General features: G+C 59.0%; 27 protein-coding genes. 10 read left to right on the forward strand and 17 right to left on the reverse strand.

All coding sequences use genetic code 11. The features are described 5' to 3' along the window. Positions 1-84: 84 nt before the first annotated feature. The gene (locus AC2FJ6_RS16875) at positions 85-534 is read right to left on the reverse strand and encodes a hypothetical protein (protein WP_170774851.1); all 450 of its coding nucleotides are present in this window, start codon (positions 532-534) and stop codon (positions 85-87) included. Between the two features lie 178 nt (positions 535-712). On the opposite strand from AC2FJ6_RS16875, the gene AC2FJ6_RS16880 reads away from it, so the two are divergent. The 3 genes from AC2FJ6_RS16880 to AC2FJ6_RS16890 all read left to right on the forward strand — a co-directional run bounded on the left by AC2FJ6_RS16880 (position 713) and on the right by AC2FJ6_RS16890 (position 3,366). Continuing rightward, positions 713-1,000, forward strand: a complete 288-nt coding sequence (locus tag AC2FJ6_RS16880; protein WP_170774853.1) for a hypothetical protein — start codon at positions 713-715, stop codon at positions 998-1,000. Continuing rightward, positions 972-1,673, forward strand: a complete 702-nt coding sequence (locus AC2FJ6_RS16885; RefSeq protein WP_170774855.1) for a winged helix-turn-helix domain-containing protein — start codon at positions 972-974, stop codon at positions 1,671-1,673. The genes AC2FJ6_RS16880 and AC2FJ6_RS16885 overlap by 29 nt, the downstream gene beginning before the upstream one ends. A gap of 106 nt (positions 1,674-1,779) precedes the next feature. Continuing rightward, a complete protein-coding gene (locus AC2FJ6_RS16890) occupies positions 1,780-3,366 on the forward strand; it encodes a DUF427 domain-containing protein (RefSeq protein ID WP_496669563.1) in 1,587 nt (528 codons plus the stop codon). On the opposite strand, the gene AC2FJ6_RS16895 is transcribed toward AC2FJ6_RS16890, so the two are convergent. The 6 genes from AC2FJ6_RS16895 to AC2FJ6_RS16920 form a co-directional block, all read right to left on the reverse strand. Beyond that, complete coding sequence (locus AC2FJ6_RS16895) at positions 3,363-4,154, reverse strand: DUF1217 domain-containing protein (protein ID WP_170774859.1); 792 nt, start codon at positions 4,152-4,154, stop codon at positions 3,363-3,365. The two genes, AC2FJ6_RS16890 and AC2FJ6_RS16895, sit on opposite strands and share 4 nt — an antisense overlap. After that, positions 4,151-4,552: a flagellar biosynthesis repressor FlbT gene (gene flbT / locus AC2FJ6_RS16900; protein ID WP_170774861.1), complete on the reverse strand. Its 402-nt coding sequence runs from the start codon at positions 4,550-4,552 to the stop codon at positions 4,151-4,153. The genes AC2FJ6_RS16895 and flbT overlap by 4 nt, the downstream gene beginning before the upstream one ends. Further along, entirely contained in the window at positions 4,552-4,926 is a 375-nt protein-coding gene (gene flaF / locus AC2FJ6_RS16905) for a flagellar biosynthesis regulator FlaF (protein WP_170774863.1), read from the reverse strand. The genes flbT and flaF overlap by 1 nt, the downstream gene beginning before the upstream one ends. 77 nt (positions 4,927-5,003) lie before the next feature. After that, entirely contained in the window at positions 5,004-6,251 is a 1,248-nt protein-coding gene (locus AC2FJ6_RS16910) for a flagellin N-terminal helical domain-containing protein (RefSeq protein ID WP_170774865.1), read from the reverse strand. A gap of 209 nt (positions 6,252-6,460) precedes the next feature. Continuing rightward, the gene (locus AC2FJ6_RS16915) at positions 6,461-6,820 is read right to left on the reverse strand and encodes a flagellar protein FlgN (protein WP_237218066.1); all 360 of its coding nucleotides are present in this window, start codon (positions 6,818-6,820) and stop codon (positions 6,461-6,463) included. Further along, positions 6,804-7,085: a rod-binding protein gene (locus AC2FJ6_RS16920; protein WP_496669564.1), complete on the reverse strand. Its 282-nt coding sequence runs from the start codon at positions 7,083-7,085 to the stop codon at positions 6,804-6,806. Before AC2FJ6_RS16920 ends, AC2FJ6_RS16915 begins: the two co-directional genes overlap by 17 nt. 111 nt (positions 7,086-7,196) lie before the next feature. On the opposite strand from AC2FJ6_RS16920, the gene AC2FJ6_RS16925 reads away from it, so the two are divergent. Genes AC2FJ6_RS16925 through AC2FJ6_RS16935 form a run of 3 tightly spaced genes read left to right on the forward strand, consistent with a single transcriptional unit; the run spans position 7,197 to position 9,975 of the window. Then, positions 7,197-8,387: a flagellar hook-length control protein FliK gene (locus tag AC2FJ6_RS16925; RefSeq protein ID WP_496669566.1), complete on the forward strand. Its 1,191-nt coding sequence runs from the start codon at positions 7,197-7,199 to the stop codon at positions 8,385-8,387. 3 nt (positions 8,388-8,390) lie between these two features. Continuing rightward, the gene (locus AC2FJ6_RS16930) at positions 8,391-9,053 is read left to right on the forward strand and encodes a flagellar hook capping FlgD N-terminal domain-containing protein (RefSeq protein WP_170774871.1); all 663 of its coding nucleotides are present in this window, start codon (positions 8,391-8,393) and stop codon (positions 9,051-9,053) included. A gap of 55 nt (positions 9,054-9,108) precedes the next feature. Further along, positions 9,109-9,975, forward strand: coding sequence for a phosphotransferase (locus AC2FJ6_RS16935; RefSeq protein WP_331252136.1), 867 nt, complete (start codon positions 9,109-9,111; stop codon positions 9,973-9,975). A 5-nt stretch (positions 9,976-9,980) separates the two neighbouring features. Here AC2FJ6_RS16935 and AC2FJ6_RS16940 read toward each other — a convergent pair whose 3' ends face one another. From AC2FJ6_RS16940 to AC2FJ6_RS16960, 5 genes are all read right to left on the reverse strand, one after another. Next, the gene (locus AC2FJ6_RS16940; RefSeq protein WP_170774873.1) at positions 9,981-11,282 is read right to left on the reverse strand and encodes an NAD(P)/FAD-dependent oxidoreductase; all 1,302 of its coding nucleotides are present in this window, start codon (positions 11,280-11,282) and stop codon (positions 9,981-9,983) included. After that, a complete protein-coding gene (locus AC2FJ6_RS16945) occupies positions 11,279-12,097 on the reverse strand; it encodes an ABC transporter permease (RefSeq protein ID WP_170774875.1) in 819 nt (272 codons plus the stop codon). Before AC2FJ6_RS16945 ends, AC2FJ6_RS16940 begins: the two co-directional genes overlap by 4 nt. Continuing rightward, positions 12,094-12,984, reverse strand: coding sequence for an ABC transporter permease subunit (locus AC2FJ6_RS16950; protein WP_170774877.1), 891 nt, complete (start codon positions 12,982-12,984; stop codon positions 12,094-12,096). Before AC2FJ6_RS16950 ends, AC2FJ6_RS16945 begins: the two co-directional genes overlap by 4 nt. After that, complete coding sequence (locus AC2FJ6_RS16955) at positions 12,984-14,111, reverse strand: ABC transporter ATP-binding protein (protein WP_170774879.1); 1,128 nt, start codon at positions 14,109-14,111, stop codon at positions 12,984-12,986. Before AC2FJ6_RS16955 ends, AC2FJ6_RS16950 begins: the two co-directional genes overlap by 1 nt. A gap of 70 nt (positions 14,112-14,181) precedes the next feature. Next, positions 14,182-15,267 carry a polyamine ABC transporter substrate-binding protein gene (locus tag AC2FJ6_RS16960; RefSeq protein ID WP_170774881.1) on the reverse strand — a complete coding sequence of 362 codons (1,086 nt, stop codon included), beginning with the start codon at positions 15,265-15,267 and terminating at the stop codon, positions 14,182-14,184. A gap of 140 nt (positions 15,268-15,407) precedes the next feature. On the opposite strand from AC2FJ6_RS16960, the gene AC2FJ6_RS16965 reads away from it, so the two are divergent. Together AC2FJ6_RS16965 and AC2FJ6_RS16970 are read left to right on the forward strand one after the other, a co-directional pair. Beyond that, on the forward strand, positions 15,408-16,091 hold the full coding sequence (locus AC2FJ6_RS16965) for a GntR family transcriptional regulator (protein ID WP_170774884.1): 684 nt from the start codon (positions 15,408-15,410) through the stop codon (positions 16,089-16,091). Between the two features lie 75 nt (positions 16,092-16,166). Beyond that, the gene (locus tag AC2FJ6_RS16970) at positions 16,167-17,564 is read left to right on the forward strand and encodes an aspartate aminotransferase family protein (protein ID WP_170774886.1); all 1,398 of its coding nucleotides are present in this window, start codon (positions 16,167-16,169) and stop codon (positions 17,562-17,564) included. A 72-nt stretch (positions 17,565-17,636) separates the two neighbouring features. Here the strand turns inward: AC2FJ6_RS16970 and AC2FJ6_RS16975 are convergent, their stop codons facing one another. The 4 genes from AC2FJ6_RS16975 to dapE form a co-directional block, all read right to left on the reverse strand. Continuing rightward, positions 17,637-18,935: a lytic murein transglycosylase gene (locus AC2FJ6_RS16975; RefSeq protein WP_170774887.1), complete on the reverse strand. Its 1,299-nt coding sequence runs from the start codon at positions 18,933-18,935 to the stop codon at positions 17,637-17,639. Between the two features lie 145 nt (positions 18,936-19,080). After that, positions 19,081-21,339 carry a ribonuclease R gene (gene rnr / locus AC2FJ6_RS16980; RefSeq protein WP_170774889.1) on the reverse strand — a complete coding sequence of 753 codons (2,259 nt, stop codon included), beginning with the start codon at positions 21,337-21,339 and terminating at the stop codon, positions 19,081-19,083. Between the two features lie 48 nt (positions 21,340-21,387). Beyond that, entirely contained in the window at positions 21,388-21,963 is a 576-nt protein-coding gene (locus AC2FJ6_RS16985; protein ID WP_170774891.1) for a TIGR04282 family arsenosugar biosynthesis glycosyltransferase, read from the reverse strand. A gap of 1 nt (position 21,964) precedes the next feature. Beyond that, a complete protein-coding gene (dapE, locus tag AC2FJ6_RS16990; protein ID WP_170774893.1) occupies positions 21,965-23,104 on the reverse strand; it encodes a succinyl-diaminopimelate desuccinylase in 1,140 nt (379 codons plus the stop codon). A gap of 207 nt (positions 23,105-23,311) precedes the next feature. On the opposite strand from dapE, the gene AC2FJ6_RS16995 reads away from it, so the two are divergent. Continuing rightward, positions 23,312-24,370 carry a transporter substrate-binding domain-containing protein gene (locus AC2FJ6_RS16995; protein WP_170774895.1) on the forward strand — a complete coding sequence of 353 codons (1,059 nt, stop codon included), beginning with the start codon at positions 23,312-23,314 and terminating at the stop codon, positions 24,368-24,370. Here the strand turns inward: AC2FJ6_RS16995 and AC2FJ6_RS17000 are convergent. Beyond that, on the reverse strand, positions 24,367-24,711 hold the full coding sequence (locus AC2FJ6_RS17000) for a DUF8846 family protein (RefSeq protein ID WP_170775019.1): 345 nt from the start codon (positions 24,709-24,711) through the stop codon (positions 24,367-24,369). The genes AC2FJ6_RS16995 and AC2FJ6_RS17000 overlap by 4 nt on opposite strands. 95 nt (positions 24,712-24,806) lie before the next feature. On the opposite strand from AC2FJ6_RS17000, the gene AC2FJ6_RS17005 reads away from it, so the two are divergent. Further along, positions 24,807-25,142 carry a cupin domain-containing protein gene (locus AC2FJ6_RS17005; protein WP_170774897.1) on the forward strand — a complete coding sequence of 112 codons (336 nt, stop codon included), beginning with the start codon at positions 24,807-24,809 and terminating at the stop codon, positions 25,140-25,142. Positions 25,143-25,154: the final 12 nt, after the last annotated feature.

The following is a 25,154-nucleotide window of genomic DNA, read 5'->3' on the forward strand; positions in this document are numbered from 1 at the left end:
CTTATCGCAACAAAAAAGAGAGGGCGGCTTGCGCCACCCCCTCCTGCGCGGCGCTTCTGCGACGCCGCTCCTGCTCGAAAACGGTTACTTGTAAACGACACGATAACCTTGCTGGCGCAGGCAGGCGGGTTCATAGGCCCGCTTGACCTTCTTGCCATTCCAGAAACCGACTTTGCACTCTCGCGGCAGGCTATTGGCATATTTGTAGTGTTTCTTGAGGCACCCGGTTCCAAGCAATTGATGACGGGGTGAATAGTGATCAAAGGTGCGCAGACATTTCTGCGGCAGGTCGTATTTCGCCAGATGGTGCGGGCGGGGACGCACCGGGTGATGGGGTTGGATATGCGTTTGGTGACGGCTGGCGCGTTTCTTGTCCTTTTCCTTGTTATAGTAGTGAACGCCCGCGCCGATGATGGCGATGGCGGCCAGACCGCCCAGAATATCCTTGGCATCCGCAGCCCGCGCCTGCGAGGCTGAAACACCCGTAACAGCGACGGCAGTTGCGATGATCAGGGCGATAAATTTCCGGTGCATGATGCGTGTCCTTTTGACCGTGTTGCGACTAACCCGGCTGGGCTCGTGAATTCGTTGGGTCAACACTGGGTTCACCGCCCTCCGACAAGCAATATCGGGACATTGTTATCGAATATCAGGGCCCGCAAACCCCTTAGGATATTGAATATCAGGGCAACACATGCGCAGGATGCAGCCTATGAAACCTATCCTCTCTTCTCTGGCCTTCGCGGCCCTGATATCGCTCGGCACGGCGGCGTCTGCGGCGGATTGCTTTGCGGATTACAAAGCCAAGCAGGACAATCCATTGCGATTGCATTACGGCGTCATGCAGGTGTCGTCCTGCAACAAGGGTCAGGCGCAACAAGAGGTGTCCCAGCGGCTGCGCACCTCGGGCTGGACCCTGCTGAACGTGATGTCGGTTTTCGGACCGGAAGGGTTGGACAAGAGGAAGGCCGATGCCGGAAAATTCTATCTCCGTTACTGACGCGCGGCGATCCGGGGTACGGTTGGTCGGCGCTGGTATTGCCGCGATTGTCCTGATCTTGATCACTGCCGCCGTCTTCCTGTTCTGGTCCCTGCCCGACGCAAACGCGTTCAATGCCCGGGTCGAGCGGTTGTTCGTCGAAAGCGACCTGACCACACAGGCCGAGATCCGCCTGCTGGAAATTCTGGCGCAATCCGGCACTGCATTTGCCGACACCTTGTCCAGCTACCGTATGGTGATCTTCGTGCTGTTGGTCTTTGCCAGCGCGATGCTGGTCACTGCGTTGGTGTTTTTGGTGATGCTGGTCCTTCTGAACCGCCGCATGGCCCAGATCGAGCGTACCGGTATTCAGGTCACATCCCTGCTGATCAGCCGTGAGGAAAACACCGTCTACCTCAACAATATGGATTTCAAACTGACCCCCGCCGCGATGGAGACCCTGTCGGTTCTGGCGGAATCCCGTCTGGATGACGAAGTCCTGTCCGGTGCCCAGATCGAGGCGGTGATCTCGGGCAAGGACGCCGCCGATTGCGAAGAGGCCGCCGGGGCAACCCGGATCAAACGCCTGCGCGACGCGCTAGGCAATCAGATGGTCAGTGAGTTGCTGGTCAAGAATATCGCCAAACGGGGATATATGCTGTCGATCGAAAAAGACGTGATCCAGATGGTCTGACCCCGCCGCCGCGCACGCCGCATGTGCAAAAAACTGTGCGCGGTCCCTCTTGGCATTCCCGGTCCGAAGTCCCATCCTTATAGGACCCCGGACAGGGAGGTCGATGATGAACGTCCACACCACTCCGCATTCCACAGGCTATCGCATCTCGGTTGAACGGCTAAAAGGTCGGATCGCAATCTACCGTGGTGACGTGCTGCTGGCTGAAAGTGCCAACGCCGTGGTGATGTATGAAACCCGCTTGCCTCCGACGATCTACATCCCCCGCGCAGATGTGACTGTCGAATTGAGCGAAGAGACCGAATTGCAAACCTTCTGCCCGTTCAAGGGAACGGCAACCTATCATGACGTGGTCCTTGGGGATCAGCGCCTTGCGAACTCGGTCTGGGCGTATGAGGACGCGCTGCCCGAAAGCAAGGCCATTCAGGGCCATATCGGGTTCCTGCCCAACGCCTATGACCGGCTTGATCTGGGTGGCAATACGCTTGAACAACCCCAAGACGGCAATATCAGCGGCCCTTTGATTGACTGGCTGATGCGCGGCGCCTCGGAAATCGAAACCTCGGAAGCCTTTACCAAAGCGCTGTCCGAGAAGATGCTGGAGCACGGCATTGCCATTCAACGCCTCAGCATTTTGGTCTGGTCGCTGCATCCGCTGATCGCGAGCAAGCACTACATTTGGGAAAAGGGCGAGGATGAGATCTCGACCAATGTGCCAACCTATGAAATTCACGACCATCCGGCCTATATCAACAGCCCGTTGCGACATGTCTCGAACGGGTTGGGCGGAGTTCGCCAGCGGCTGAGTGACGACAACCCGTATAACAGTTTTCCCATTATCGAAGACCTGCGCGCCAAGGGTGCGACCGATTACGTCGCCATGCCCCTGCCATTTTCCGATGGTCGCACCAATGTTCTGACTCTGACCAGCGACCACCCGGATGGGTTCACGACCGAGAATCTAGGTCTTGTCTTTGAATGCTCGGCGGTGATTGCCCGGTTCTACGAGGTGTTCATGCAGCGCGAAAATGCGCAGGTTTTGTTGGAGACCTATGTGGGCAAGCGGTCCGGCGCGCGGGTTCTGGGTGGTGAAATTCGGCGCGGCGACGGGGATGAGATCGACGCCGCAATCATGTTCTGCGATCTGCGCAACTCGACCCGATTAGAGGAAAAACTGGGCCGCACCCGCTATATCAGCCTGTTAAATGGGTTTTTTGAAACCGTTTCGGGCATCGTGCATGACAATGGCGGCGAGGTTTTGAAATTTATCGGCGACGCTGTTTTGGCCGTGTTCCCCGCAGGTGAGAACTCGATCACGGCCCGTGCCAATGCGCAGCGCTCTGCTATCGGCATTGTTGAAAAGCTTGGTGAGTTTCGAGCCTCGGGGTCAGACGCCCATTGCGATTGCTCGATCGGCGTCGCCTATGGGCGCGTGACCTATGGCAATGTCGGATCCCGCGAACGGCTTGATTTCACCGTAATCGGACAGGCCGCCAACATCGCCGCGCGATTGGGGGAATATGGTAAGACCGTGGGTCACAGGATCGTCGTCTCATCCGACATTGTCCCCGCCTGCGCCGACGCGCTGCCCCTCGGGGAAGTCGCGCTCCATAATGTGTCTCAGCCGGTGCCATCCTTTGCGCTTAAAACAGCGGCTGATCACATATTGGACGGGCGAACACCGAAACCCTAGCCACCCAAAAGGATCAAAGCCGTCTGCGCGGGCGATATCGTATTTTGTAGTTGCGAGATCTGGCTGCGCGCCAGATACCTGTCCGTCAGTTCGGCTATGGCCCCGTCATCCGTGAACTGCGCCAGATCGTCCGAGCCCGTCAGGCGCGATAGCCTGTCTTTGAACACGCTCAACTGTTTATCGATATCCAACTGGCCCAAACTGGACGGAAGTCCAAGCGCGGTTTCCATCATATTGCGCAGCGGTGGCAAACCCATCAACTCAAACCACTTGGTATCTGCACTGCCCTCCTGCGTCGCCAGATCTGCCAGGGCGTGCTGGGCAAAGAGCGAGATACGCATGGATTCGTCAGATTGACCCACCGCGACCTCAAATCGGGACACGACATTGTCCCGCGCAATGTCCTCCATGAATGTGACCAAGCCGGTTCTACGAATTTCCCCCGGACCAAGACCGAACGCTTCGGAAAACTCACGATACCGTTTGTCAGACAGCCGGTTTGACAAGGCGTCATCCGCTGAAGTGCCGTCTGACAGCACCTTCTGGATGAAAAACCGATTGTTGATATCGTCCTCCAACCCGAAAGCGCCTAATGCCACCTGCAGCAACCGCCGATCTGAAACCAAATCCTCGGCGGTCTGCACTTTGGAGATATTGTCCAGAAAATACCGCGTCTCGCGTTCATTGACCGCTGAGGTTGCGAAACTGTCGAGTTGCGCGTCATAAGTACGCTGCAAAAACCGCCAGCCAACCAGACCGCCAGAAGGTATGACGGGCTGAAAGGTCATTGCTGATAGGCCATCAACCGCTCTTCCCGCGGCAACAACGTACGCAGGGACTTGAGGCATTTGTAGAATTGCTCAGCCAAAAGGGCTTCTGTGGCCTCAGCCAACACCTTTCGGCTATCGGCGTCAGTGAACACCTGGCTCAACTCCTCGACACGTCGCAGCAGTTGTTGGCGCGCCTGATCCGGCTCCATGTCGCCCGACAGCACCAGCTGTGCCGCATAACAAACGCGGCGGACGGGCGTGTTCACTTCATCCGGGTGAATAGCATCGCGCAAACGCAGGACATTGGCTTGCGGCGTCATAATTGAAAACCGGCTGCGACGGTCCCCGTTCTCGACGACCACGCCGTTGATCAGTACCCGTTCTTTCGGGGCAAGTTTCAGCACCAGCCCACCCATCAGGTTGCCCCCATCTGCCTGAGCCCGCGCAACACTGCCATATTGATCTCCAACAAGGGTTCAACCGTCGCCTTGTTGCCCAACACCTGACCGCTGTGCTGCTCGGTAAATTCCGCAAGGTAAAAAATCCGCGCGCGCAGATCATTGGGCAGCGCATTGTCGGAATCCGCGACGCCACTGGCCAAGACGTTCCACAACCGACGGTTTTCGTGCAACGCCTGAACAAAAGTTCCGAAATCGGATTTCTGACGAGCTGCTGCTGCCTTGAGGCGATGCGTAATCTTGGAAATCGCCTCGTATTCGGTGTCGCGCGGCGTGCGCGTCGGGGCGGCGGTTTGTACGTAGGCACGCTGTGCAAGAGTTTGCGGTATCACTTGAAATCCTTCCAATGGGCCGTCTTAGGGCGGTCAGAACCGGGGCGCGTTTCCACGCCCCGGCCAAGTTCCGAAGATTAACGGAACAGCGACAGGATCGACTGCGGCGCCTGATTGGCGATCGACAGCGACTGGGTGGCCAGCTGCTGCTGCACCTGAAGGGCTTGCAGACGGGCCGAGGTCTCTTCCATGTCAGCGTCAACCAGCGAGCCGATACCGGATTTGAACGAGTCCGCCAGGTTCGAGATGAACTCTTTCTGGGTCTCGATCCGGCCTTGCGACGAACCGAAGGCTGCTGAAGCATCAATCGCAGTGTCGATCAGCGATTCGATGGTTCCCAGCGCAGCCTGTGCGCCTGCATCCGTGGACACGTCTATCGAAGCCAAAGCACCCAGGCCACCCGCGTTCGCATTGGTGAACTGCGCCGAAACTGTCACGTCACGGTCCGCATCCGCGCCCGCTGTGGCAGTACCCGTTACAAAGGTCAGCGTGCCAGGAGATCCCGAGTCGTAGTCAATCGCGACGCCGGTAATGCCTAGGGAGTCGATCTGATTCTTCAGGCCAACTGCAACGATGGCATCCGTATAAGCCGCATCGTAAGTCCCCGAGGGGTCCAGATCAGCGTCTTGAACGGTGTAGGACGCAACCTTGTCGCCAATCGTGATTGACACTTTGTCGCCCGCCGCAAAGTTGTCGGTAGAGCTGTCGATCACGATATCTCCGGTGCCGCCGGACTTGTCCATCGTGAAACCCGCCGCATCGTTGTCAGAGGTCACATTGTCCGAACCCGCCAGAACACCCTTACTGGTATAGCCGCCGGTCGACAGGTTTTGCGACGCAACCGAAATCGACGATGCGGTCACATTCCCCGCAGAGTCGCGATCCAGAGACGCCAGGATCGAGGCTGTACCGGCCGAACCGTCAACCAGGTTCAGACCATTGAATTGTGCAGCGCTGACAACAGAAGAAATCTGATCTTTCAACGCAGTTACGTCATCGTTGATCTTGGCCCGATCCACGTTGTCTTCTTGCGCTGCGACGATCTTGCCCTTCATCTGGTTCAGAAGATCAGTCACGGTTTCCGAAGCATTCCGCGCCACTGCAACAGTCGATTCGCCCAAAGCTAGGCTGTCTTTAATCGCGTTGAATCCTTTGACGTCGGATTCCATAACTTTCGAGATCGCCCAAACCGCTGAATTGTCCTTGGCCGTGGCAACGTCTTTACCGGTCGAGATCGCGTTCTGGGTCATCGCCAGATTTTTGTTGACCGATTTCAGAGTCTGCAGCGCAACCATTGCGCCATTGTTGGTCAGAATGCTGGACATAGCTTCTTCCTTTTTACGTATGGGCCCTTTGCGCCCGTGCTAACCCCGCACCACTTGCGGGCTTTAACGTCTTTCTGATCTGTGCGATCCGCCGTCCGGCTGTTCGCGCCACTTGCTGTTTCAAGTGCCCGATCACCTTGGCCCCTGATCTCCTAACGGAGTGCTAAAGCCCCTAGGCTGGAAATTTTGGATTTGAATCAAACCGCCACCTAGGCGCGTTTTTCCAGCTTGGCGTGGCTGCGCACGGCAAAATCGCTGCGCTGCCCGTCGGCACCATAGGTGCTGAATTCGCCGTGTACCCGGCGCAGTTCGGCCATGCGGTCTGCAACGGCGCGAATTCCGTCCGCTGCACTGCCAAGCAACGCCTGATTGCGCGCGACCTTGTCTTGCAGACGAATCAGATCTTCGCTGTCCAGCACCTGCAAATCATTGACTGCATCGATAAGCTTTTCCTTCTCGGGCGCCATCTGGGTCAGCTGATCCAGATCACCCTGCACCAGCGCGTTGCGCTCAAGGTCCAGAACCTCTTCCAAAGACTTAAGAAGCCCCATGTCAGGTTTGGTCGTCATTGGTTGTCTCCATCATTGATTGAAACAGAATTTCCGACAGGCCCACGCCACCGGTTTCGGCCAGTTGGCAGGCCTGATGCTGGACAAGGAACGAGGAAAACTGATCTTCGCCCGCACCGCCTCCGAACGAACTGCGTGCCTCCCCCAACCCGGCGGAATTCAGCATTTCCGACAGGAATGCCGCCTCAAGCTCGACCGCTGCGGCCTTGATTCTATCCGCCGAGGACGCGGGCATTGCAGGGAAGGCTGGTGCTGTAATCTTCATCGCTTTCTCCGAAATTTGCATCGAACTTTCTCGATCAAAAAGGAAAGCAGTTAAAATAAACGTAACTTCCTGCGGGCAGGTTTGTGGCCAGACAACCTGAGTGGGAGCAAAATGCCCAATCCTCTTACAGCGGTGATACCCGCCCAAAATAACGCCAAAATTTCTCCCCAACCTGCCGATGGTTCGGGACAAAAGGCCGATATGTCTTTTCAATCCGTTCTGGATGATCAGGCGCCGCCCGAGCAGAGCCTATCCGAACCGACAGAAGATCTTGTTTCTCTGCTGGATACCGAAACGGTGCCCGACTCGGATGGGGAAGAAGCCAAAGATCTGCAGATAGTCGTGGAAAAAGGTTTGCCTGTTGAAACAGGTTCGCAGACGATCAAATCGCACCCACTGTCGCGACCTGATGCTGCGCCGGCGGTCGCTGGGATTCCGCACAATTTGGCGGAAACAGGTGATAGCATACGATCTGACGAAGCTCTTGCAGAACCTCCAAAGCGCAATATGGGCGATCGACGCGCCGAGGTATCGCCTGTTTTCAACGATGACTTGCCTGAGGATTCACCAAATCTTCCGACATTGCCAAAAGCGGAGAGCAGGTCAGTTCCTGCTTTTGCAATCGCTGCGGCTCCAACGCCGTTTTCCGCAAAGAAGGAAGTTCTAACTTCGCCGATTTCCCAGGAGCCACATGTTGAGTCGGCTGCAAATCCAAAACCACCTGCTGCACCGACCCAAGTACCCAACCTTATGCAGATGCAACTTCTGGTATCGGAAAATGCCGCTGCACACACCGATTCAACTCCTCTCCCCGAGGTAGAGGACGGCCTGATCGTGAAGGAAACCGGCGCGACCGCATCGGTGCGCGATACGGCGACGACAAATCTGCCAGCGACCGCACGGTCCGAGGTTGCTCGGGCCATTGCCGGACAGATGGCGGCAGCGATTACCGCACGGCCTCAATCAGGTGCGGTGGAAATCGCGCTGAACCCCGAAGAACTGGGGCGCGTCTCGATGGTTCTGAATGGGCGTGATGATGGGCTGCATCTGACCATCGCGGCGGAACGTTCCGAGACGCTGGACTTGATGCGCCGCCATCTTGCTTTGCTTGAGGCCGAGTTCAAAAGCCTCGGCTTCGGCGATCTGTCTTTCGATCTTGGCAACTCCGCCGACAAGGGACAGGACCCATCGGACTCCGGCGAAAATTCTTTTTCTGAGACGGTACAATCCGAACTCACCTCTGCCGCTCTCCAGCGCCCGGTCAACCTTGGCACGTCCGGGCGCATCGACATAAGGCTGTGACCCATGATCTCTCCTATCGCTTCAACCACGCAGAACGCCAATCCATTGGCGGCGTCCTCAGGTCAGACGGCCGCGCTGGCCTCGGATTTTGAGACCTTTTTGCTGATGCTGACCGCTCAGGCCCGTCACCAAGACCCGTTGGAGCCGCTGGATTCCTCGGAATACGCCGCACAACTGGCGCAGTTTTCGATGGTGGAACAACAGGTGCAGACAAATGACCTGCTGACGGCCCTGACCCTGTCGATGAGCAGCATGAATCTGGAGGAACTAGCCAGTTGGGTCGGCATGGATGTGCGCAGCACCTCTCCATTCCAGTTCGACGGCGCGCCGGTGACACTTTACGGCCAGGCCGCTCCGGCGGCGGACGGTGCCGTTCTGGTTATCCGCGACGCAGACGGGGCCGAGGTTGAACGGATCACCGTTCAAACCACCGATTCCGTGTTTGTCTGGGCTGGAACCAAAGAGGACGGCACGCCGCTTCCGGCTGGAACCTACTCTGCCGCATTGGAAAGCTATGACGGGGAAGAGGTTCTGTCGACGCAGCCCATGTCCTCATACGCGCAAGTGATCGAGGCGCAGGTGGGCGAGGATACGGTGTTGCTGACCCTCGAAAACGGGCAGGTCATACCGGCCGGTCTGGTCTCGGGCGTTCGAACCGGAACTTGATCTGCGCGCCGGGACAGGCCAAAGCTGTGCAACGCGCGACTCAACTCCTGACCCGGTGATCCCTCTGCCCGCTTCAAACGCACCTCCGCCCCGCCTTGTGGATGATCTGTGCCGCTCAGGTCTGGTCGAGGCCGGGGCGCGTTTTCAGACCCTTTATGGCGGGCGCACCAATCAGGTCTGGAAGGTTCTGGGCGGAGACGGAGACAAGGTGCTCAAACTGTATCGTTCAGGGCTGCGCAATCCTCTGTTTCGAAACGATGCCCGGCTTGAGGCGCTCTGCCTTACGGAGCTTGCCCCCTCAGGGTTTGCCCCGCGCTTGCGGGCGGCGGGGCAGGATAGTGATGGGCATTGGGTGTTCTATGATCACGCGCCCGGTGCGCCCTGGCAAACCGGGGCCGCGCAGGTGGCTCAATTGCTGCGCAGGCTGCACAGTATGGATATCCGGATCGACGCACCCGACGGATGCAATGGCAGCGACGACCTACGGGATCATACGCGGCGCATTCTGGGTCTGTGCAAGACACAAGTTCGCCAGCGGTTGGAACAGCTTCGCCCGCAGACCCATGTTGCCGCCACGCCGGACACGTGCCTCATCCATGGCGACCCGGTAGCCGGAAACATCCTGGTTTCGGATATGTGTCTGACGCTGATTGACTGGCAATGCCCAGCGCTGGGGGACCCCTGCGAAGATATCGCCTTGTTCCTGTCCCCAGCTATGCAGCGCCTCTATCGCGGGGCACCCTTGACGCCCGAGGAGGAGGCGGCGTTTCTGACCTCCTATGACCAGCCTCAGATCGTCGCGCGTTTCAACGCGCTGCGCCCCTGGTATGCATGGCGGATGGCGGCCTATTGCTTGTGGCGGGTCGAGAACGGGGCCGACGATTATGCCGCCGGGCTAGAACTGGAAATCGCGTCCCTCTGACCGCGCTACAAATCCGCAAGCCCCATCATCGCGTAGGCAGGCGGCATCAGGGCGCGTCGCCACCGCCCCAGGGGGAACCGACCGGGCCTGCGGGTCATCGGCTCTGGCAAGTCCGGGTTATGCCCCAAAGCCAGTTGAGCCAGAGCCCGTCCGCAAAAGCTTCCCATCGCGACACCGTTGCCGTGATAAGCAAACCCGGCGAACATGCCAGGCTGATCTGGCACCGGACCGGCATAGGGCATCAGGTTGCGGGACAGGCACACCATCCCCGACCACATATGAGTGACGTCCACCCCGCGCCACTCGGGAAACATCGCAGCAAAGTCATGGCGAACCTTTTGGCGAATGCCGGCCTCGGCACGCGACGAGGACCGAAGGCCGCCGCGCATTCCGAACAGGAACCGACGATCCGGCATCAGGCGGAAATAGTGCAACAAATTCCGGGTGTCATATGACATCTGATCCGAAGTCCAACCCTGCGCCTGCAGTTCGGCCTGCGTCAAAGGCCGCGTCACCAGAACGGTCGACTGCGCAGGCATATAACGCCCAGACATCCAGGCCGGAACATCCTCGCTGGAATATCCGTTGGTGCAGATCAGAACGTTTGCCGCCTGTATCCGGCCAGTTGGCGTCTGGACATCAAAGCCGTTCGCTGTTTTGACAATTTTTGACACCGGGCTTCTCTGAAAGAGCTGGGCGCCGCGCGCTTTGGCGGCGTCTGCCAGTCCGTACAGGTACTTCCTTGGGTTCAGACCAAACCCGACGGGGGTGGTATAGCCGCCATGGAACGCGCCACCGAACCCCAAGGCGGGCAGGTCTGCAGCTTCGTGCAAAACACCCAAAGCCTCGGCGCTTTTCCTCAGCCTCTCCATTGCCCGCGCATTGTGCGCCAGTTGGGTTTCACCTTTGGAATGGGTATCGGCGTCGATTTCATAACTGCTCAGAAGATCGGCGACCAGATGGACGGCATCTTCCTCGGCCTGCGCATAGCCCGCTGTCGCCGCCTCACCGAACAGACGGGTCATGGCCTTGGGGTTAAGCTTCGACCCGCCCAGACAACAGAACCCACCATTTCGGCCAGACGCCCCCCAGCCGGGCGTTTCGGCCTCAAGCACTGCGACGGATGCCCCGGCCTTGGTCAGATGCAACGCGGCGGACAGGCCAGTGAAACCCGCGCCAACAATGGCTACGTCAACGACCAAATCCCCAGACTGTTCCGGCCAATTGGGGGCGGCAATTGTTTCGTCCCACCAGCATCCCTGCCTTGGGCCGGGACCATAGGTATAGTCCGGAAACAGCCGTTTCATTCGGCCCGTGCCGCGGCCATTTCATCCTGCTTTTGTCGCATCATGGCGCGTTTTGTCACCAGCGACGCGGTAATGACGCCCACTGTCACGACGGCGATCATCAACGTTGACAGCGCGTTGATCTCGGGGCTGACGCCCAGCCTGACCGCCGAGAAAATCTTGATCGGCAAGGTCGTCGCCGACGGCCCCGAGGTAAAGGACGCAATCACCAGATCATCCAGCGACAGGGTAAAGGCCAGCAACCAGCCGGAAATCACGGCAGGCGCAATGATCGGCAATGTCACTAGGCGAAACGCTTGCGCGGGCGAACAACCAAGGTCCAGAGCGGCCTCTTCCAGCGACTGATCGAACGTCACCAAACGCGACGAGACAACGACCGAGACGAAACACATCGAAAAGGTCGTATGCGCCAGAACGATGGTCAGGATACCGCGATCCAGCCCGATGCCGATGAACAGCAGCAGCAGCGACAGGCCGGTGATTACCTCGGGCATCACCAGAGGGGCGTAGATCATACCGGAGAACAGCGTTCGACCGAAGAAACGCCCCCCACGCACCAGCACATAGGCGGCGGCGGTGCCCAGAATGGTCGCCAGCGTAGATGAGAACACAGCCACCCGGATTGTCACCCATGCCGCATCCAGAAACGCCTCGTTCTGGACCAGCTCACCATACCATTTGGTCGAGAAGCCAGCCCAGACGGTGACCAGCTTGCTTTCGTTGAAGGAAAAGATGATCAGGATGATCATCGGGATATAGAGGAACGCAAATCCCAGCGTCAGCGAGACCGCGTTGAACCAGCTTAGCCTGTTCATTGCTCGGCCTCCGTCTGTTTCTGCTGGTTGCGCTGGAACAGCACGATTGGGATCACAAGGATCAGCAGCAGCACTACGGCCACGGCGCTCGCCACGGGCCAGTCGCGGTTCGAGAAGAACTCCTCCCACAAAACCTTGCCGATCATCAACGTGCCTGACCCGCCCAGAAGCGAGGGGATGACGAATTCACCAATCACCGGGATCATTACAAGGAAACAGCCTGCTATGATACCGGGGCGCGACAGCGGGATTGTCACAAGCCAAAAGGCTTGAACCCGCGAACAACCAAGGTCTTCGGCGGCCTCGATCAGGGATTCGTCCATCCGTTCCAGCGCCGAATAGATCGGCAGGATCATGAACGGCAGATAGGTGTAGACGATGCCGATATAGACGGCAGTGTTGGTGTTCAGAATGGTCAGCGGGGTCGAGATCAGCCCTGTCCACAGCAGCAACTGGTTCAGATAACCTTCGTTCGACAGGATACCCATCCACGCATAAACGCGGATCAGGAACGAGGTCCAGAAGGGCAGGATCACCAGCATCATCAGCGTCGGGCGCCACTCGGCAGGCGCGCGGGCCATGCCATAGGCGATCGGATACCCCACTAGCAGGGTCAAAAACGTCGAAATCAGAGCGATTTTTACGCTGGACAGGTAGGCTTTCCAGTAAAGGTCATCCTCGGTCAGCCAGACATAGTTTTCCAGGTCAAGCTGGCTGAAGAAATCCTTGATGCCCGACCAGCCCTGCGAAAAGTCCAGCGTCGGCGTATAAGGCGGAATCGCCAGCGCGATATCCGACAGCGAGATTTTCAGGACGATGAAGAACGGCACCAAGAACAGCGCCAGCAGCCAGACATAGGGGACGGCGATCAGAAAGGCGCGGCGCATCAGTCGGCCAGCAGAACCGCAGCCGTTGCTGTCCAGGACAGCCAGACCGGGTCTTCCCACGTGAATGAACGGCGCGAGATACGGCGGGTATTGGCCGTCTGCGCCTTGATGATCGTGCCGTTGGGCAATTCGACGTGATAGGTGGACAGGTTCCCCAAATAGGCGATGTCATGGACCTTGCCCTGCACCGCATTTATCGCGTCCGCCGGGCGGTCGGCCGAGATAGTTACCTTCTCGGGGCGGATGGCCAGATGACAGGCCTGCCCCCGCGCAAACCCTTTGGCCGAGGTCGCGGTCAACGGGGCCTGCCCTTCGGCCCAATCGATCTGATAGGTGTCTTCACCATTGGCGGTGGCGCGGCCTTCAATGATGTTCACGTCGCCAATAAAGTCTGCGACATAGACCGAGTTGGGGTTCTCATAAATCCGGTCCGGCGTGGCGACTTGCATCAGCTGTCCCTGATCCATTACGGCCACGCGGCTCGCCACGGTCATAGCTTCCTCCTGATCGTGGGTCACGATGACAAAGGTGGTGCCGGTCTTTTCCTGAATATCCATCAGCTCGAACTGCGTGTCCTGCCGCAGCTTCTTGTCCAGCGCGCCCAACGGTTCGTCCAGCAGCAATAGTTTTGGCGCTTTCGCCAAAGACCGTGCTAAAGCGACCCGCTGCCGCTGCCCGCCCGAGATCTGGTGCGGTTTACGACGCGCGAATTGCGTCAGCCGGGTCAGGCGCAGCATTTCTTCGACTCTGTCCTCAAGGTCGCGTTTGGGCATGTTGTCCCGGCGCAGACCAAAGGCGATGTTTTCCCAGATGCTCAGATGCGGGAACAGTGCATAGGATTGGAACATCATGTTCACCGCCCGCTTGTTCGGTGGGATCGGGTCGATATCCTGACCGCCCAACATGATGTGGCCTTCGGTGGGCGTCTCGAACCCGGCCAACATCCGCATCATTGTGGTCTTGCCGCAGCCCGAAGGCCCCAGAAGAGCGAAAAATTCTTTCTCGAAAATATCCAGAGACAGGTTGTCGATTGCCGTAAAGTCTCCAAACCGCTTGGTGACATTCTGGAATTGGATCAAGGGTTTCGCCTGTGGGTCTTCCCACGGCGCAAAGACGTCAGAGTTCACTACAGCCCCCGTTCGGCAATCTTGGGAAAAACGGCAGGGCGGAAAACCCGCCCTGCCTTAGGAAATCGGATCAGGTACCCGATTTGATCTTGGTCCACAGACGGGTCACAACCCGCTGCGTTTTTGCCGGGTAGGGCGTGGTGATGTAGAGATTCTGCATCGTTGCGTCGTCCGGATAGATCGCCGGATCGCCGATCACGTCTTCCTCAAGAAACTCTTGCGAGGCCTTGTTGCCATTGGCGTAGTACACATAGTTCGACGCCGCAGCCATGTTGTTGGCATCCAGGATGAAGTTCAGGAACTTATGCGCACCTTCCGGGTTCGGTGCATCCGCCGGAATCGCCATCTGGTCGAACCACATCAGCGAGCCTTCGGCGAAGGGGTGATATTCAATCTCGACTCCGTTGTCGGCCTCGGCGGCACGGTCACGGGCCTGAAGAATATCACCCGACCAACCCACGGCCACGCAGATATCGCCATTGGCCAGCGCGTTAATGTATTCCGAGCTGTGGAATTTCTGGATGTAGGGGCGCACGCTGGTCAGCACTTCTTCGACCTTGCCGATCACCTTGGGATCATGGCTGTCAGGGTCTTCGCCCAAAAATTGCAGCGTCATCGGAATCATTTCCGCGGGCGCATCCAGGAAATGAACGCCGCAACCGGCCAGCTTTTCCATATTCTCAGGTTTCAGCACTAGTTCCATGCTATTCAGCGCAACATCGTCGCCCAGCAGCTCACGCACTTTGCCAACATTCACACCGATCCCGGTGGTGCCCCACATGTAGTTGATCGAATAGGCGTTGTCGGGGTCATAGCCCGCAGTGCGTTCCTGAATGACATCCCAAAGGTTGCCTGAATTGTCCAACTGCGACGTATCCAGTTGCTGGAAAGCCCCAGCCTGGATCTGGCGCTGAAGGAATGTGCCCGAGGGCACAACCACATCATAGCCCGATCCGCCAGCCAGCATTTTGGTTTCCAAAACTTCGTTGCTGTCGAACACATCGTAGATCAGCGTCAGGCCGGTTTCGGCCTCGAACTTCTCCAGCAGCTCCTCGTCGATATAGTCCGACCAATTGTAGACACGAACCTCTTCGGCGAAGGCCGCCGAAGTCCCCAATGCGATGACCGCTGTCAGTGTCAGCGTTTTGATTGACATTTTCTTCTCCCTGCAAGTGTGCGGGTATTTTCCCGTTTTTTTGGATTTGATCAAGTTTTGCGTTTTCCCCCGATCCATCGTATGGTTTCACGAGGTCAGATTCCTGGCAAGTCAACATAGTCGAAAATAGGGTAAACCACTTGGATTTGATCAAAAATAAGGCGGTTTCACAGGTCTCCGGGGATCAGAAACAGCCGGCGCATGAACAGGTCTATCAGACACTGCGCGCACAGATCATGTACGGCGATCTGGTGCCCGGACAGCCTGTCACCATACAAGGACTGACTGATTCGCTTGGAGTTGGCATGACCCCTGTACGCGAGGCGATCCGAAGGCTGATCTCGGACGGCGCACTGGTGTTTCAAGGCAACCGTCGGGTCAGTGTACCTTTGCTGAAGGACAGTGATGTCGGGCAAATGATTTTCGCAAGAATTGCAATAGAATCAGAGCTTTCCAGACGTGCGACCCTTAACATGAGCAAGGCCGAGATAGACGCGCTCGCCCGCATCGATCAACGATTGGACCGCACCATCGCGGACGGAGATGTCGGCGGCTATCTGCGCCTGAACCACCAGTTCCACCAAACTCTGTACGCTCATGCTGACGCCCCGATTCTGAACGATTTGGCCGAAAGTCTGTGGCTTCGGTTCGGCCCGTCCCTACGAGTCGTATGCGGCCGGTTCGGAACTCAAAGCCTGCCGGATCGCCATAAGGACATCGTCTCGGCACTGCGTGATCAAGACCCCCAGCGCGTTGCAAAAGCCACCGCGCAAGACATCGAACAAGGGATGGAACTGATGGCCGGAGCACTATCGACGTCCTAGAATAATGCGATTCGATTGACAGGGAAAAATTTGATCATATTGTGATCGCCAACCGCTCTTGCAGGAGATTCCCCGATGTCGACCATCACCAACCACATGCCGACCGCCGAGTTGCAGGCGCTGGACGCTGCCCACCATATGCACCCTTTCTCGACCAATGCTGACCTGAGCAAGGACGGTGTGCGCGTCATTACCCGTGCCAAAGGTATCTATTTGTCCGACAGTGAAGGGGAACAGATTCTGGATGCCATGGCCGGGCTTTGGTGCGTGAATATCGGCTATGGCCGCGATGAACTGGCGGATGCCGCCGCCCGCCAAATGCGCGAGCTTCCCTACTACAACACCTTCTTCAAGACGACCCATGTCCCCGCCATCGCCTTGGCCAACAAACTGGCCGAACTGGCGCCAGGCGATCTGAACCATGTGTTTTTCGCAGGCAGCGGGTCCGAGGCAAATGACTCCAATATCCGCCTCGTTCGCACCTATTGGGCCGAAAAAGGCCAGCCTGACAAGAATATCATCATCAGCCGCCACAACGCCTATCACGGCTCATCCGTAGGCTCAGCGTCGCTTGGCGGAATGGCTGGGATGCATGCTCAGGGCGGCATTCCGATCCCAAATGTCCATCATATCAATCAACCCAACTGGTGGGCCGAGGGCGGCGACATGGCACCAGAAGAGTTCGGCCTGGCCCGTGCGCGTGAATTGGAAGAGGCGATTCTGGAGTTGGGCGAAAACCGCGTTGCAGCCTTCATCGCCGAACCCGTGCAGGGCGCGGGTGGCGTGATTGTAGCTCCCGAAACCTATTGGCCGGAAATCCAGCGCATCTGCGACAAATACGAAATCCTGCTGATCGCCGATGAGGTGATCTGCGGCTTCGGTCGCACCGGAAGCTGGTTCGGCTCACAAACCATGGGCATCCGCCCGCACATCATGACCATCGCCAAGGGCCTCAGCTCGGGCTACGCCCCCATCGGCGGGTCCATCGTCAACGACGACATCGCCAAAGTTATCGGCGATACCGAATTCAACCACGGCTATACCTATTCCGGTCACCCTGTTGCCGCTGCCGTGGCGTTGGAAAACCTGCGCATCCTCGAAGAGGAACGCATAGTGGACCACGTCCGCGACGTCGCCGCCCCCTACCTGAAAAAAAAATGGGAAGCTCTGACCAGCCACCCGCTGGTGGGTGAAGCGAAAATTGTCGGCATGATGGGCTCAATCGCCCTAACCCCGGACAAATCCAGCCGTGCAAAATTCGCATCCGAAGCTGGAACGATCGGCTTGATCTGCCGCGAGCGCTGCTTTGCCAACAATCTGATCATGCGCCATGTCGGCGACCGCATGATTATCTCGCCACCGCTGATTGTGACACCTGCGGATATCGACGAAATGTTCCTGCGCATCCACAAATCACTGGACGAAGCGCATGCAGAAATCACCAAACAGGGATTGATGAGAGCCGCCAATTGATCCGCGCAGCTTCATCTGGCCAAAAATATCTCGAGGGAGTCGCGGCCTGCCGCGGCGGGGGCAGCGCCCCCTTTACCTCAACCGCTCAAGCAACCGCAGGGACGGGTAGCCATCCGGCACCAACCCCTGCGCGAGCTGATATTCTCGCACAGCATTGGCCGTATTTGGGCCCGTGCGTCCATCCACGCCCTGCGTATCAAACCCGGCTTCAGTCAAGCGGGTCTGAAGCTCTTTCTTCTCGGTAAAGCTTAGCACCCGGTCGCCACGTGGCCACGCGCCTTGAAACGGCGCGCCACCCGCCAAACGGTCTGACAGGTGCCCTACCCCGATCACATAGGCATCCGCGCTGTTGTACTTCTCGATCACCCGGAAATTGTCGAAGACCATCAACGCAACCCCTTGCCCGCCAGCAGGCAGCAGGATCGCGGCCTTACCATGGTTGGGAACAGCACGGCCTTGCGGTGTCACCACCCCCTGCCGCGCCCATTGCGATGGTTTCAGAGTATAATCCCGCCGCGCCTGGCTATAGTCGAACCCTTCAGGCAACCGCACTTCGACCCCCCAGGGCTGACCCTTTTTCCACCCATGGCGCGCCAGATAAGACGCGGCCGAGGCTAGTGCATCCGTTGGATCATCGGCCCAGATATCCCTGCGACCATCGCGGTCGAAATCCACCGCATGTTCCAGATACGAGGTCGGCATGAACTGCGTATGCCCCATCGCACCCGCCCAACTTCCAACCATATTGGACGGCGCTACATCCCCGGCCTCGACAATCTGCAAAGCCGCAACCAGCTGCGCCTCGAAAAACTGCGCGCGGCGGGCGTCAAAGGCCAATGTCGCCAGCGAGCGGATCGTCTGATCCCCGCCTTTGAATGATCCATACGAGGTCTCAAGCCCCCAGATCGCGGTCACAACCTCTTTTTCGACGCCATATTTCTTTTCGATCTTGTTCAGGGTTTGACTGTAGTCATCCAACCCGGCACGCCCACCAGCGATGCGTTTGCTCGACACAGCGGAATCCAGATAGTCCCAGATCGGTTTTGAGAACTCGGCCTGATTGCGGTCCCGTTTGATGACGTCCTTGTCATAGGTCAGCCCGGTCAGTGACCGGTCCAAAGTACCCGCCGAAATCCCCTGTTCCAGCGCCCGTTTGCGAAAGGCGCCCAACCATGCCTGAAAGCGTGCGTTTCCTTCGGTTGCCACCCGATACTCCTGTGCCGATGGCCGCAAGGCCGGACGCAGCGAAACCGTCACATCCGCCGAGGCCACCTGAAAAGCCCCTGACCCGTCTTCTGCGTGACCCGGCGATACCTGCAAAAGGGACGCCCATAGCGCGACGGTCACGGCGCCGCTGATGCTTTTACGCATGTCGAATGTCCTGATTACTGCTCAAGGCCAAGAATAGCGCAAAACGGGAAATTCACAAAGCGCGCAAAAGACCGATGCGCCGTGTTTTGCCCAGCGAACGCATGCTGACGGCACCGGTTCGTGACCTGAGGCCCGGCCAGGGCGCCTACTTCTGCCGGCGCTTGCGTTCGACCTTGCGCTTGATCTTTTCTTTCTTTCGCTTGTTGCTGAGCGCCTTTCGCCGCGCGCCGCGTTTCACCGGACCCCGCCCACGCGGCAGGGTCTGATCGTCGATGGACAGCAGCTCCAGCTCCAGCCCGCCCGTAACCGGCGTCGCCTCAGTCAGGCGCACGGTGACGCGTTGGCCGATGGCGATAATCAGCCCGGTGTCTGATCCCATCAGCGTCCCGGCCTCGCGGTCGAAATGAAAAAACTCACGCCCCAAGGATCGCACGGGCACCAACCCATCAGCGCCGGTTTCGTCCATTTTCACAAAGGCCCCGAACCGCGCAATACCACTGATACGGCCGGTGAACTCGTTACCCACCCGCTCGCTCAGATAGGCGGCCAGATAGCGGTCGGTTGTGTCACGCTCGGCCATCATCGAACGCCGCTCGGTGTCCGAGATATGGGTGGCGGTTTCGTCCAGCCGCGCGATTTCATCTTCGGTCAGCCCATCCTTGTCCCAGCCATGGGCCGAGATCAGCGCGCGATGCACGATCAGGTCCGCATAGCGGCGGATGGGCGAGGTGAAATGTGCATAATTCCGCAGCGCCAGACCGAAATGGCCGAAGTTTTCGGGGTTGTAATAGGCCTGTGCCATCGACCGCAGGGTCGTCAGGTTGATCAGTTCCGCATCTTCGGTTCCAGCAGCGGCGTTCAGCAGCGCGTTGAGGTGACGGGTTTGCAGCACCTGCCCTTTCGCAAGGTTCAAACCGGCAGCCTGAGCCGTTTCCCGCAGGCTCTCCAGTTTCTCGGGCGCGGGTTCTTCGTGGACGCGGAACAGCAGCGGGCGGCGTTTGGCAATCAGCGTTTCAGCAGCGGCCACGTTGGCGAGGATCATGAACTCCTCGATCAGCTTATGCGCATCCAGCCGGTCGCGAAACGCCACGCTGGTCACTTCGCCGGTGTCGCTGAGGACGATCTTGCGTTCGGGCAGGTCCAGCTCCAATGGCTGTCGCACCGCACGCGCGGATTTCAGCGCGGCATAAGCGGCATAGAGCGGTTTCAGCACCGTCTCCAACAGCGGCCCAGTGCGGTCGTTGGGAGTACCGTCGATGGCCTCCTGCACCTCGGCATAGTGCAGTGATGCGGCCGAGCGCATCAGCCCGCGCACGAAACGGTGGCCGATCTTGTTGCCCTCGGCGTCGATCTGCATCCGCACGGCGATACAGGCGCGCGGGACGCCTTCGTGCAGCGAGCACAGGTCGCCCGACAGGCGGTCCGGCAGCATCGGCACAACGCGGTCGGGGAAATAGCTGGAATTGCCGCGCTTGCGTGCCTCGCGATCCAGTGCGGTTCCAGGCTGCACATAGGCGGCGACATCGGCGATGGCGACCCAGATCACATGACCGCCGGGGTTCTTCGGATCATCGTCCGCATGCGCATAGCACGCGTCGTCGTGATCCCGCGCATCTGAGGGGTCGATGGTCAGCAGCGGCATATCCCGCAGGTCTTCGCGGCCCTTCAGACCGACGGGTTTGGCCTTGTCAGCCTCGGCGATCACCTTGTCCGGGAAGTCGTCAGGGATACCGTGCTGGTGGATTGCAATCAGCGAGACCGCCTTGGGCGCGGTGGGGTCGCCCAACCGTTCAACGATGCGGGCGCGGGGCAGGCCCATGCGGTTCTTGGGCCCGGCCTGTTCGGCCTCGACCAACTCACCATCCTTGGCGCCATGCACCGCACCATCTGGGACCAGCCATTCATTCTGGCCCGCTTTGTCGATGGGCACGATCCGCCCGCCTTCGGCCCCTTTGCGAAAGATACCGACGATCTTGCGCGGGTTGGTGCCAATGCGGCGGATCAGGCGGGCCTCGTAATTGTGGTCTTCCTCATGCACCACGGTCAGGCGGGCCAGAATCCGGTCGCCCTCGCCCAGCGCCGGGTCACTGGCGCGGGTGATCAGCATCACGATGGGTTCGACCCCTTCGCCATGCCACTCCAAAGGGCGCGCGAACAGGTCGCCATCGGCGTTCGGAGCCTTGACCTGCAACACACTGACCGGTGGCAGACGATCAGGGTCGCCATAGTTGCGCTTGCGCTTTTCCAGATGGCCCTCAGCCTCAAGCTCGCGCAGGATGCGTTTCAGGTCGATCCGCGCCGCGCCCTTGATCCCAAAGGCTTTGGCGATATCGCGTTTCGAGGTCAGGGTGGGGTTCGCCGAGATCCAGTCAAGGACCTCCTGCTTGGTGGGTATGCGACTCATATATTTGGCGTAACACGGGCGTGCGACGGCGTCATGACCAAAAACGGTTCAGGGTTTCAGATCCGCCACCGTGTCCACATCTCGCAACGGGTCCAGCAGCGACACCCGCGCGCCGGGGATCGATGCCAGCGTATCCGCCAGCGCATGTTCTGTGGACCAGCGCACATTGCTAAATAGACCGTCGGGCAGCGCACCGTATCTTTGCGCGCCCACCAGCCAATACCCGCCATCGGGCGCAGGGCCGAACACCATCTGCGCTCCGCCAAGCGCTGTGAACGCGCGGGCAATATGGCTACGCGTGATGCCCGGAATATCCGCCCCGATCAGACAGACGGGTCCTTTTGGCATCCCGCGCAACATTCGCCCCATCCGGTCACCCAGATCTCCCCGCCCTTGCGCTGCGCGCGGCAGGTCGGTGGGCCAGATGCGGCTGGTCAGCCCTTCGCGGTCGGGCGAAACCGCGAGCACGATCTGCCAGCGCGGGTCGCGCAGCCGCCGGATCAGGTTTCGGGTCTGATGGCGAAACCACCACGCTGCACCAACCATGCCGATATCCCGACCCAGCCGGGTTTTCACCCGACCCGGTCGCGGCTCTTTGACCATGATCACAAGGGTGCGCTGCATCTCAGGCGAAATAGTCCCGCAGGATGCGCGTATAAATCGCCTTGAGCTGTTCGATCTGGGCTACCTCGACGCATTCGTCCACCTGATGCATCGTGCGGCCCACCAGCCCGAATTCCACCACCGGGCAGTGATTTTTCACAAATCGCGCGTCCGAGGTGCCGCCCGTGGTCGACATCTCGGGCACCACACCGGTTTCCGCCTCAACCGCTTTGGCGACCAGTGCGGACAGGGGCCCCGGCGGGGTCAAAAAGCTCTCGCCCGAGATCTTGATGCGCAGGTCGATCTCAACCCCGAACTCATCGGCCACGGCAGCGGCCTCGGCCCGCAACCAATCGCTGAGGCTGGCCCCGGAATGCAGATCGTTGAACCGGATATTAACCGCCCCGGTACATTGTGCAGGGATCACGTTGGTTGCCGGGTTGCCCGTGTCGATCGTTACCACGGCCAGTGTTGAGGCGTCGAAATGGTCTGTACCCTGGTCCAGCTCGTGGCTGGCCAACCGGTCCATCAGCCGCGCCATTGCGGGCATCGGGTTCTTGGCGCGGTGCGGATAGGCCGCGTGGCCCTGAACCCCGGTCACGGTGAACCAGATATTCATCGAGCCACGCCGCCCGATCTTCATCATCTCGCCCATTGTGTTCGGGCAGGTCGGCTCACCAACCAGACAAACCGACATCTTTTCCCCGGCGCTGTTCATATAGTCCAGCAGGGCGGTCGTGCCGTCCAGCGCGTCGCCCTCTTCATCGCCTGTAATGGTCAGGATCACGGCCCCATCGGGGGGTGTGTCGCGCACGAAATCAACCGCGGCAGCAGCGAAGGCCGCCACGCCGGACTTCATATCCGTAGTGCCACGCCCATACATCACACCGTCTTTCACCTGCGCCCCGAAGGGCGGCGTGGTCCATGCTGCCTCATCGCCGACGGGAACAACATCGGTATGGCCGTTAAAACCAAAACTACGCGGATGCGCCTTGTCGCCCCAACGGGCGAATAGGTTGCTGACCCCACCGCGATCTACGCGGGTACAGTCAAAGCCTGCGCCGGACAGCAGATTTTCCAGCAGAACCAGCGCTCCGCCCTCCTCGGGTGTGACCGATGGGCAACGAATCAGCTCCGCCGTCAACTCTACCGGGTCTGTCATCTTTGCCCCTTTCCCATTCCTCACACGCAGGTTCGCGCACAGATTCAACGAATTGGCCCAATTGCCAACCCCTGAGTCGGCCACTTCACCTCGTTTTTTGACAGAACTCTCGGGGTGATACCCCAACAAAACATCAGGTGTGACCCAGCGACCACCTTGTCCCACCCGATAAATTCGCGTTACAGGGCCGCGAAACAGGTAATTTTGATGACTCGCATTCTTGTCACATGGATCTGCCTGACTTTCGCGGTTCTCGCACAGCAAAGCCAGGCGCAGACATTGTCGGTCACCACCGTGACCCGTCCTCCGTTCTCATATGTCGAGGATGGGGCGGATGTGGGATTCTCGATGGACCTGCTGGCTGCTTTGGCCGAGGCCCTGAACTGGGACTACGAGATCGACCGCGTGGACGGCTTCGGCGACATGCTGGTTGCGGTGCAAGACGGCGCGTCTGATCTGGCCATCGCCAATATCTCGATCACCGCCGCGCGTGAAACGCAGATGGATTTCAGCCAACCGATTTTCGAGGCCGGTTTGCAGATCATGGTTCCCTCGGACGCGGTGCGACGCCCGTCTCTGCTGCAAGCCTTGCTGTCGGTCGAGCTGTTCATCGCCATCGGGCTGGCCTTTGCCATCCTGCTGGGCGGAGGGATGCTGATGTGGGTGTTCGAGCGCCGCTCGCAGCCCTATTTCGACCGCAAGCTAGATGAGGCATGGTTTCCGTCCTTCTGGTGGGCGCTTAATCTAGTCGTGAATGGCGGGTTCGAGGAACGGATGCCGCGCACCCCCTTTGGCCGCCTGCTGGGCGTGGTGCTGGTGGTGTCGTCCCTGTTCATCGTTTCGGTGTTCACCGCGCGCATCACCTCGGTCATGACGGTGGATGCGATCAGCGGCAACGTGAATTCGGTCAATGACCTTTATGGCAAGCAGGTCGGCACGATCTCGGGCTCGACCGCTGCCAGTTTCCTGAACCGGCGCGAGATCGAGTTTGCAGGCTATGACAGTCTTGATCCCTTACTGGCCGCGTTCGAAGCCGAGGATCTGGACGCCGTCGTGTTCGATGCCCCGATCCTGTCCTACTATGCCACGCATCAGGGTCGCAGGTTCGCTTCGATGACCGGCGGTATTTTCCTGCGCGAAAACTACGGGATCGTTTTCCCGACCGGCTCGCCCTTGGTGGAAGACGTCAATCAGGCACTGCTGGCCCTGCGCGAAGACGGCACCTATGACGAGATTTACCGAAAGTGGTTCGGCGCGCGGAACTAGACCGCGTCTTCATCCCCGAAAAACGGCGTCATCTGAGCAACAATGACCGCGTTCTCGTCCAGCGCACGTTGCATCAGGGCGCGCTCATCCGGGTCGATGTCATGGCCCTGCGCTTCGCGCTCGGCCAATGTGCCATAGCCGGTCACGTCCAAAGGCGCGGTGTCGGCTTGTTTCAGGATCGCTACGGTTTCGCGCACCGCCTCGGCCTCATCCACACCGCTGGCAAAGCACATCAACGCCGCCCCGGTCGCGCCTTCGGGCAGGCCGTCGCCTTCTTTGCGGCCGATCTGCACAAGCAGGGTGTAAACTTGCTGACGGGAGGGTTTCTTTTGCTTTTCCATGTTGGGGGCCATAGCCGCGCGCCCCTGTCCGGTCAAGCGATTGCATGAAGGCAGGCATCTGGCCATAGTGACGCCATCAGCCAAGAGGGGGCCCTATGACTTATCCAGATTTCATTACCGATTTTCCCAGCCTCGACGTCCCGTTCCCCGAGGACGTGGTACAATCCGCCGTGATCCGCTCGGACGCCGGTTTGGTGGCATTTTTTACCTTTTTGCAAGACTTCGAACTGCCCATGCATTCGCACAAGGCGCAATGGGGCACGGTCATTGAAGGCGAGATCGAATTGACCATCGGGGATGAGACACGCGTCTACCGACCCGGCGACAGTTACTCGATCCCTTCAGGTTTGGAACATGGCGGCAAGATTAAAGCCGGGTCGCGGGTGATCGACGTGTTCGAGGAAGCCGACCGCTATCCGGTCAAGGGCTAACAATAAAGGCCG

It is taken from the genome of Ruegeria sp. CDSA089 (assembly GCF_059612205.1).

Bases quoted from the DNA above. Each gene is read 5' to 3' on its own strand.
- AC2FJ6_RS16920 (WP_496669564.1), bottom strand. From the start codon at position 7,085: ATGAAGATTACAGCACCAGCCTTCCCTGCAATGCCCGCGTCCTCGGCG.
- AC2FJ6_RS16950 (WP_170774877.1), bottom strand. From the start codon at position 12,984: ATGCGCCGCGCCTTTCTGATCGCCGTCCCCTATGTCTGGCTGCTGGCG.
- AC2FJ6_RS16930 (WP_170774871.1), top strand. From the start codon at position 8,391: ATGATCTCTCCTATCGCTTCAACCACGCAGAACGCCAATCCATTGGCG.
- rnr (WP_170774889.1), bottom strand. From the start codon at position 21,339: ATGAGTCGCATACCCACCAAGCAGGAGGTCCTTGACTGGATCTCGGCG.
- AC2FJ6_RS16875 (WP_170774851.1), bottom strand. From the start codon at position 534: ATGCACCGGAAATTTATCGCCCTGATCATCGCAACTGCCGTCGCTGTT.
- AC2FJ6_RS16895 (WP_170774859.1), bottom strand. From the start codon at position 4,154: ATGACCTTTCAGCCCGTCATACCTTCTGGCGGTCTGGTTGGCTGGCGG.
- AC2FJ6_RS16890 (WP_496669563.1), top strand. From the start codon at position 1,780: ATGAACGTCCACACCACTCCGCATTCCACAGGCTATCGCATCTCGGTT.
- AC2FJ6_RS16995 (WP_170774895.1), top strand. From the start codon at position 23,312: ATGACTCGCATTCTTGTCACATGGATCTGCCTGACTTTCGCGGTTCTC.
- AC2FJ6_RS16940 (WP_170774873.1), bottom strand. From the start codon at position 11,282: ATGAAACGGCTGTTTCCGGACTATACCTATGGTCCCGGCCCAAGGCAG.
- flbT (WP_170774861.1), bottom strand. From the start codon at position 4,552: ATGGGTGGGCTGGTGCTGAAACTTGCCCCGAAAGAACGGGTACTGATC.
- AC2FJ6_RS16915 (WP_237218066.1), bottom strand. From the start codon at position 6,820: ATGACGACCAAACCTGACATGGGGCTTCTTAAGTCTTTGGAAGAGGTT.
- AC2FJ6_RS16975 (WP_170774887.1), bottom strand. From the start codon at position 18,935: ATGCGTAAAAGCATCAGCGGCGCCGTGACCGTCGCGCTATGGGCGTCC.
- AC2FJ6_RS16985 (WP_170774891.1), bottom strand. From the start codon at position 21,963: ATGCAGCGCACCCTTGTGATCATGGTCAAAGAGCCGCGACCGGGTCGG.
- AC2FJ6_RS16925 (WP_496669566.1), top strand. From the start codon at position 7,197: ATGCCCAATCCTCTTACAGCGGTGATACCCGCCCAAAATAACGCCAAA.
- AC2FJ6_RS16960 (WP_170774881.1), bottom strand. From the start codon at position 15,267: ATGTCAATCAAAACGCTGACACTGACAGCGGTCATCGCATTGGGGACT.
- AC2FJ6_RS16945 (WP_170774875.1), bottom strand. From the start codon at position 12,097: ATGAACAGGCTAAGCTGGTTCAACGCGGTCTCGCTGACGCTGGGATTT.
- AC2FJ6_RS16970 (WP_170774886.1), top strand. From the start codon at position 16,167: ATGTCGACCATCACCAACCACATGCCGACCGCCGAGTTGCAGGCGCTG.
- AC2FJ6_RS17000 (WP_170775019.1), bottom strand. From the start codon at position 24,711: ATGGAAAAGCAAAAGAAACCCTCCCGTCAGCAAGTTTACACCCTGCTT.
- AC2FJ6_RS16880 (WP_170774853.1), top strand. From the start codon at position 713: ATGAAACCTATCCTCTCTTCTCTGGCCTTCGCGGCCCTGATATCGCTC.
- AC2FJ6_RS17005 (WP_170774897.1), top strand. From the start codon at position 24,807: ATGACTTATCCAGATTTCATTACCGATTTTCCCAGCCTCGACGTCCCG.
- AC2FJ6_RS16885 (WP_170774855.1), top strand. From the start codon at position 972: ATGCCGGAAAATTCTATCTCCGTTACTGACGCGCGGCGATCCGGGGTA.
- dapE (WP_170774893.1), bottom strand. From the start codon at position 23,104: ATGACAGACCCGGTAGAGTTGACGGCGGAGCTGATTCGTTGCCCATCG.
- AC2FJ6_RS16910 (WP_170774865.1), bottom strand. From the start codon at position 6,251: ATGTCCAGCATTCTGACCAACAATGGCGCAATGGTTGCGCTGCAGACT.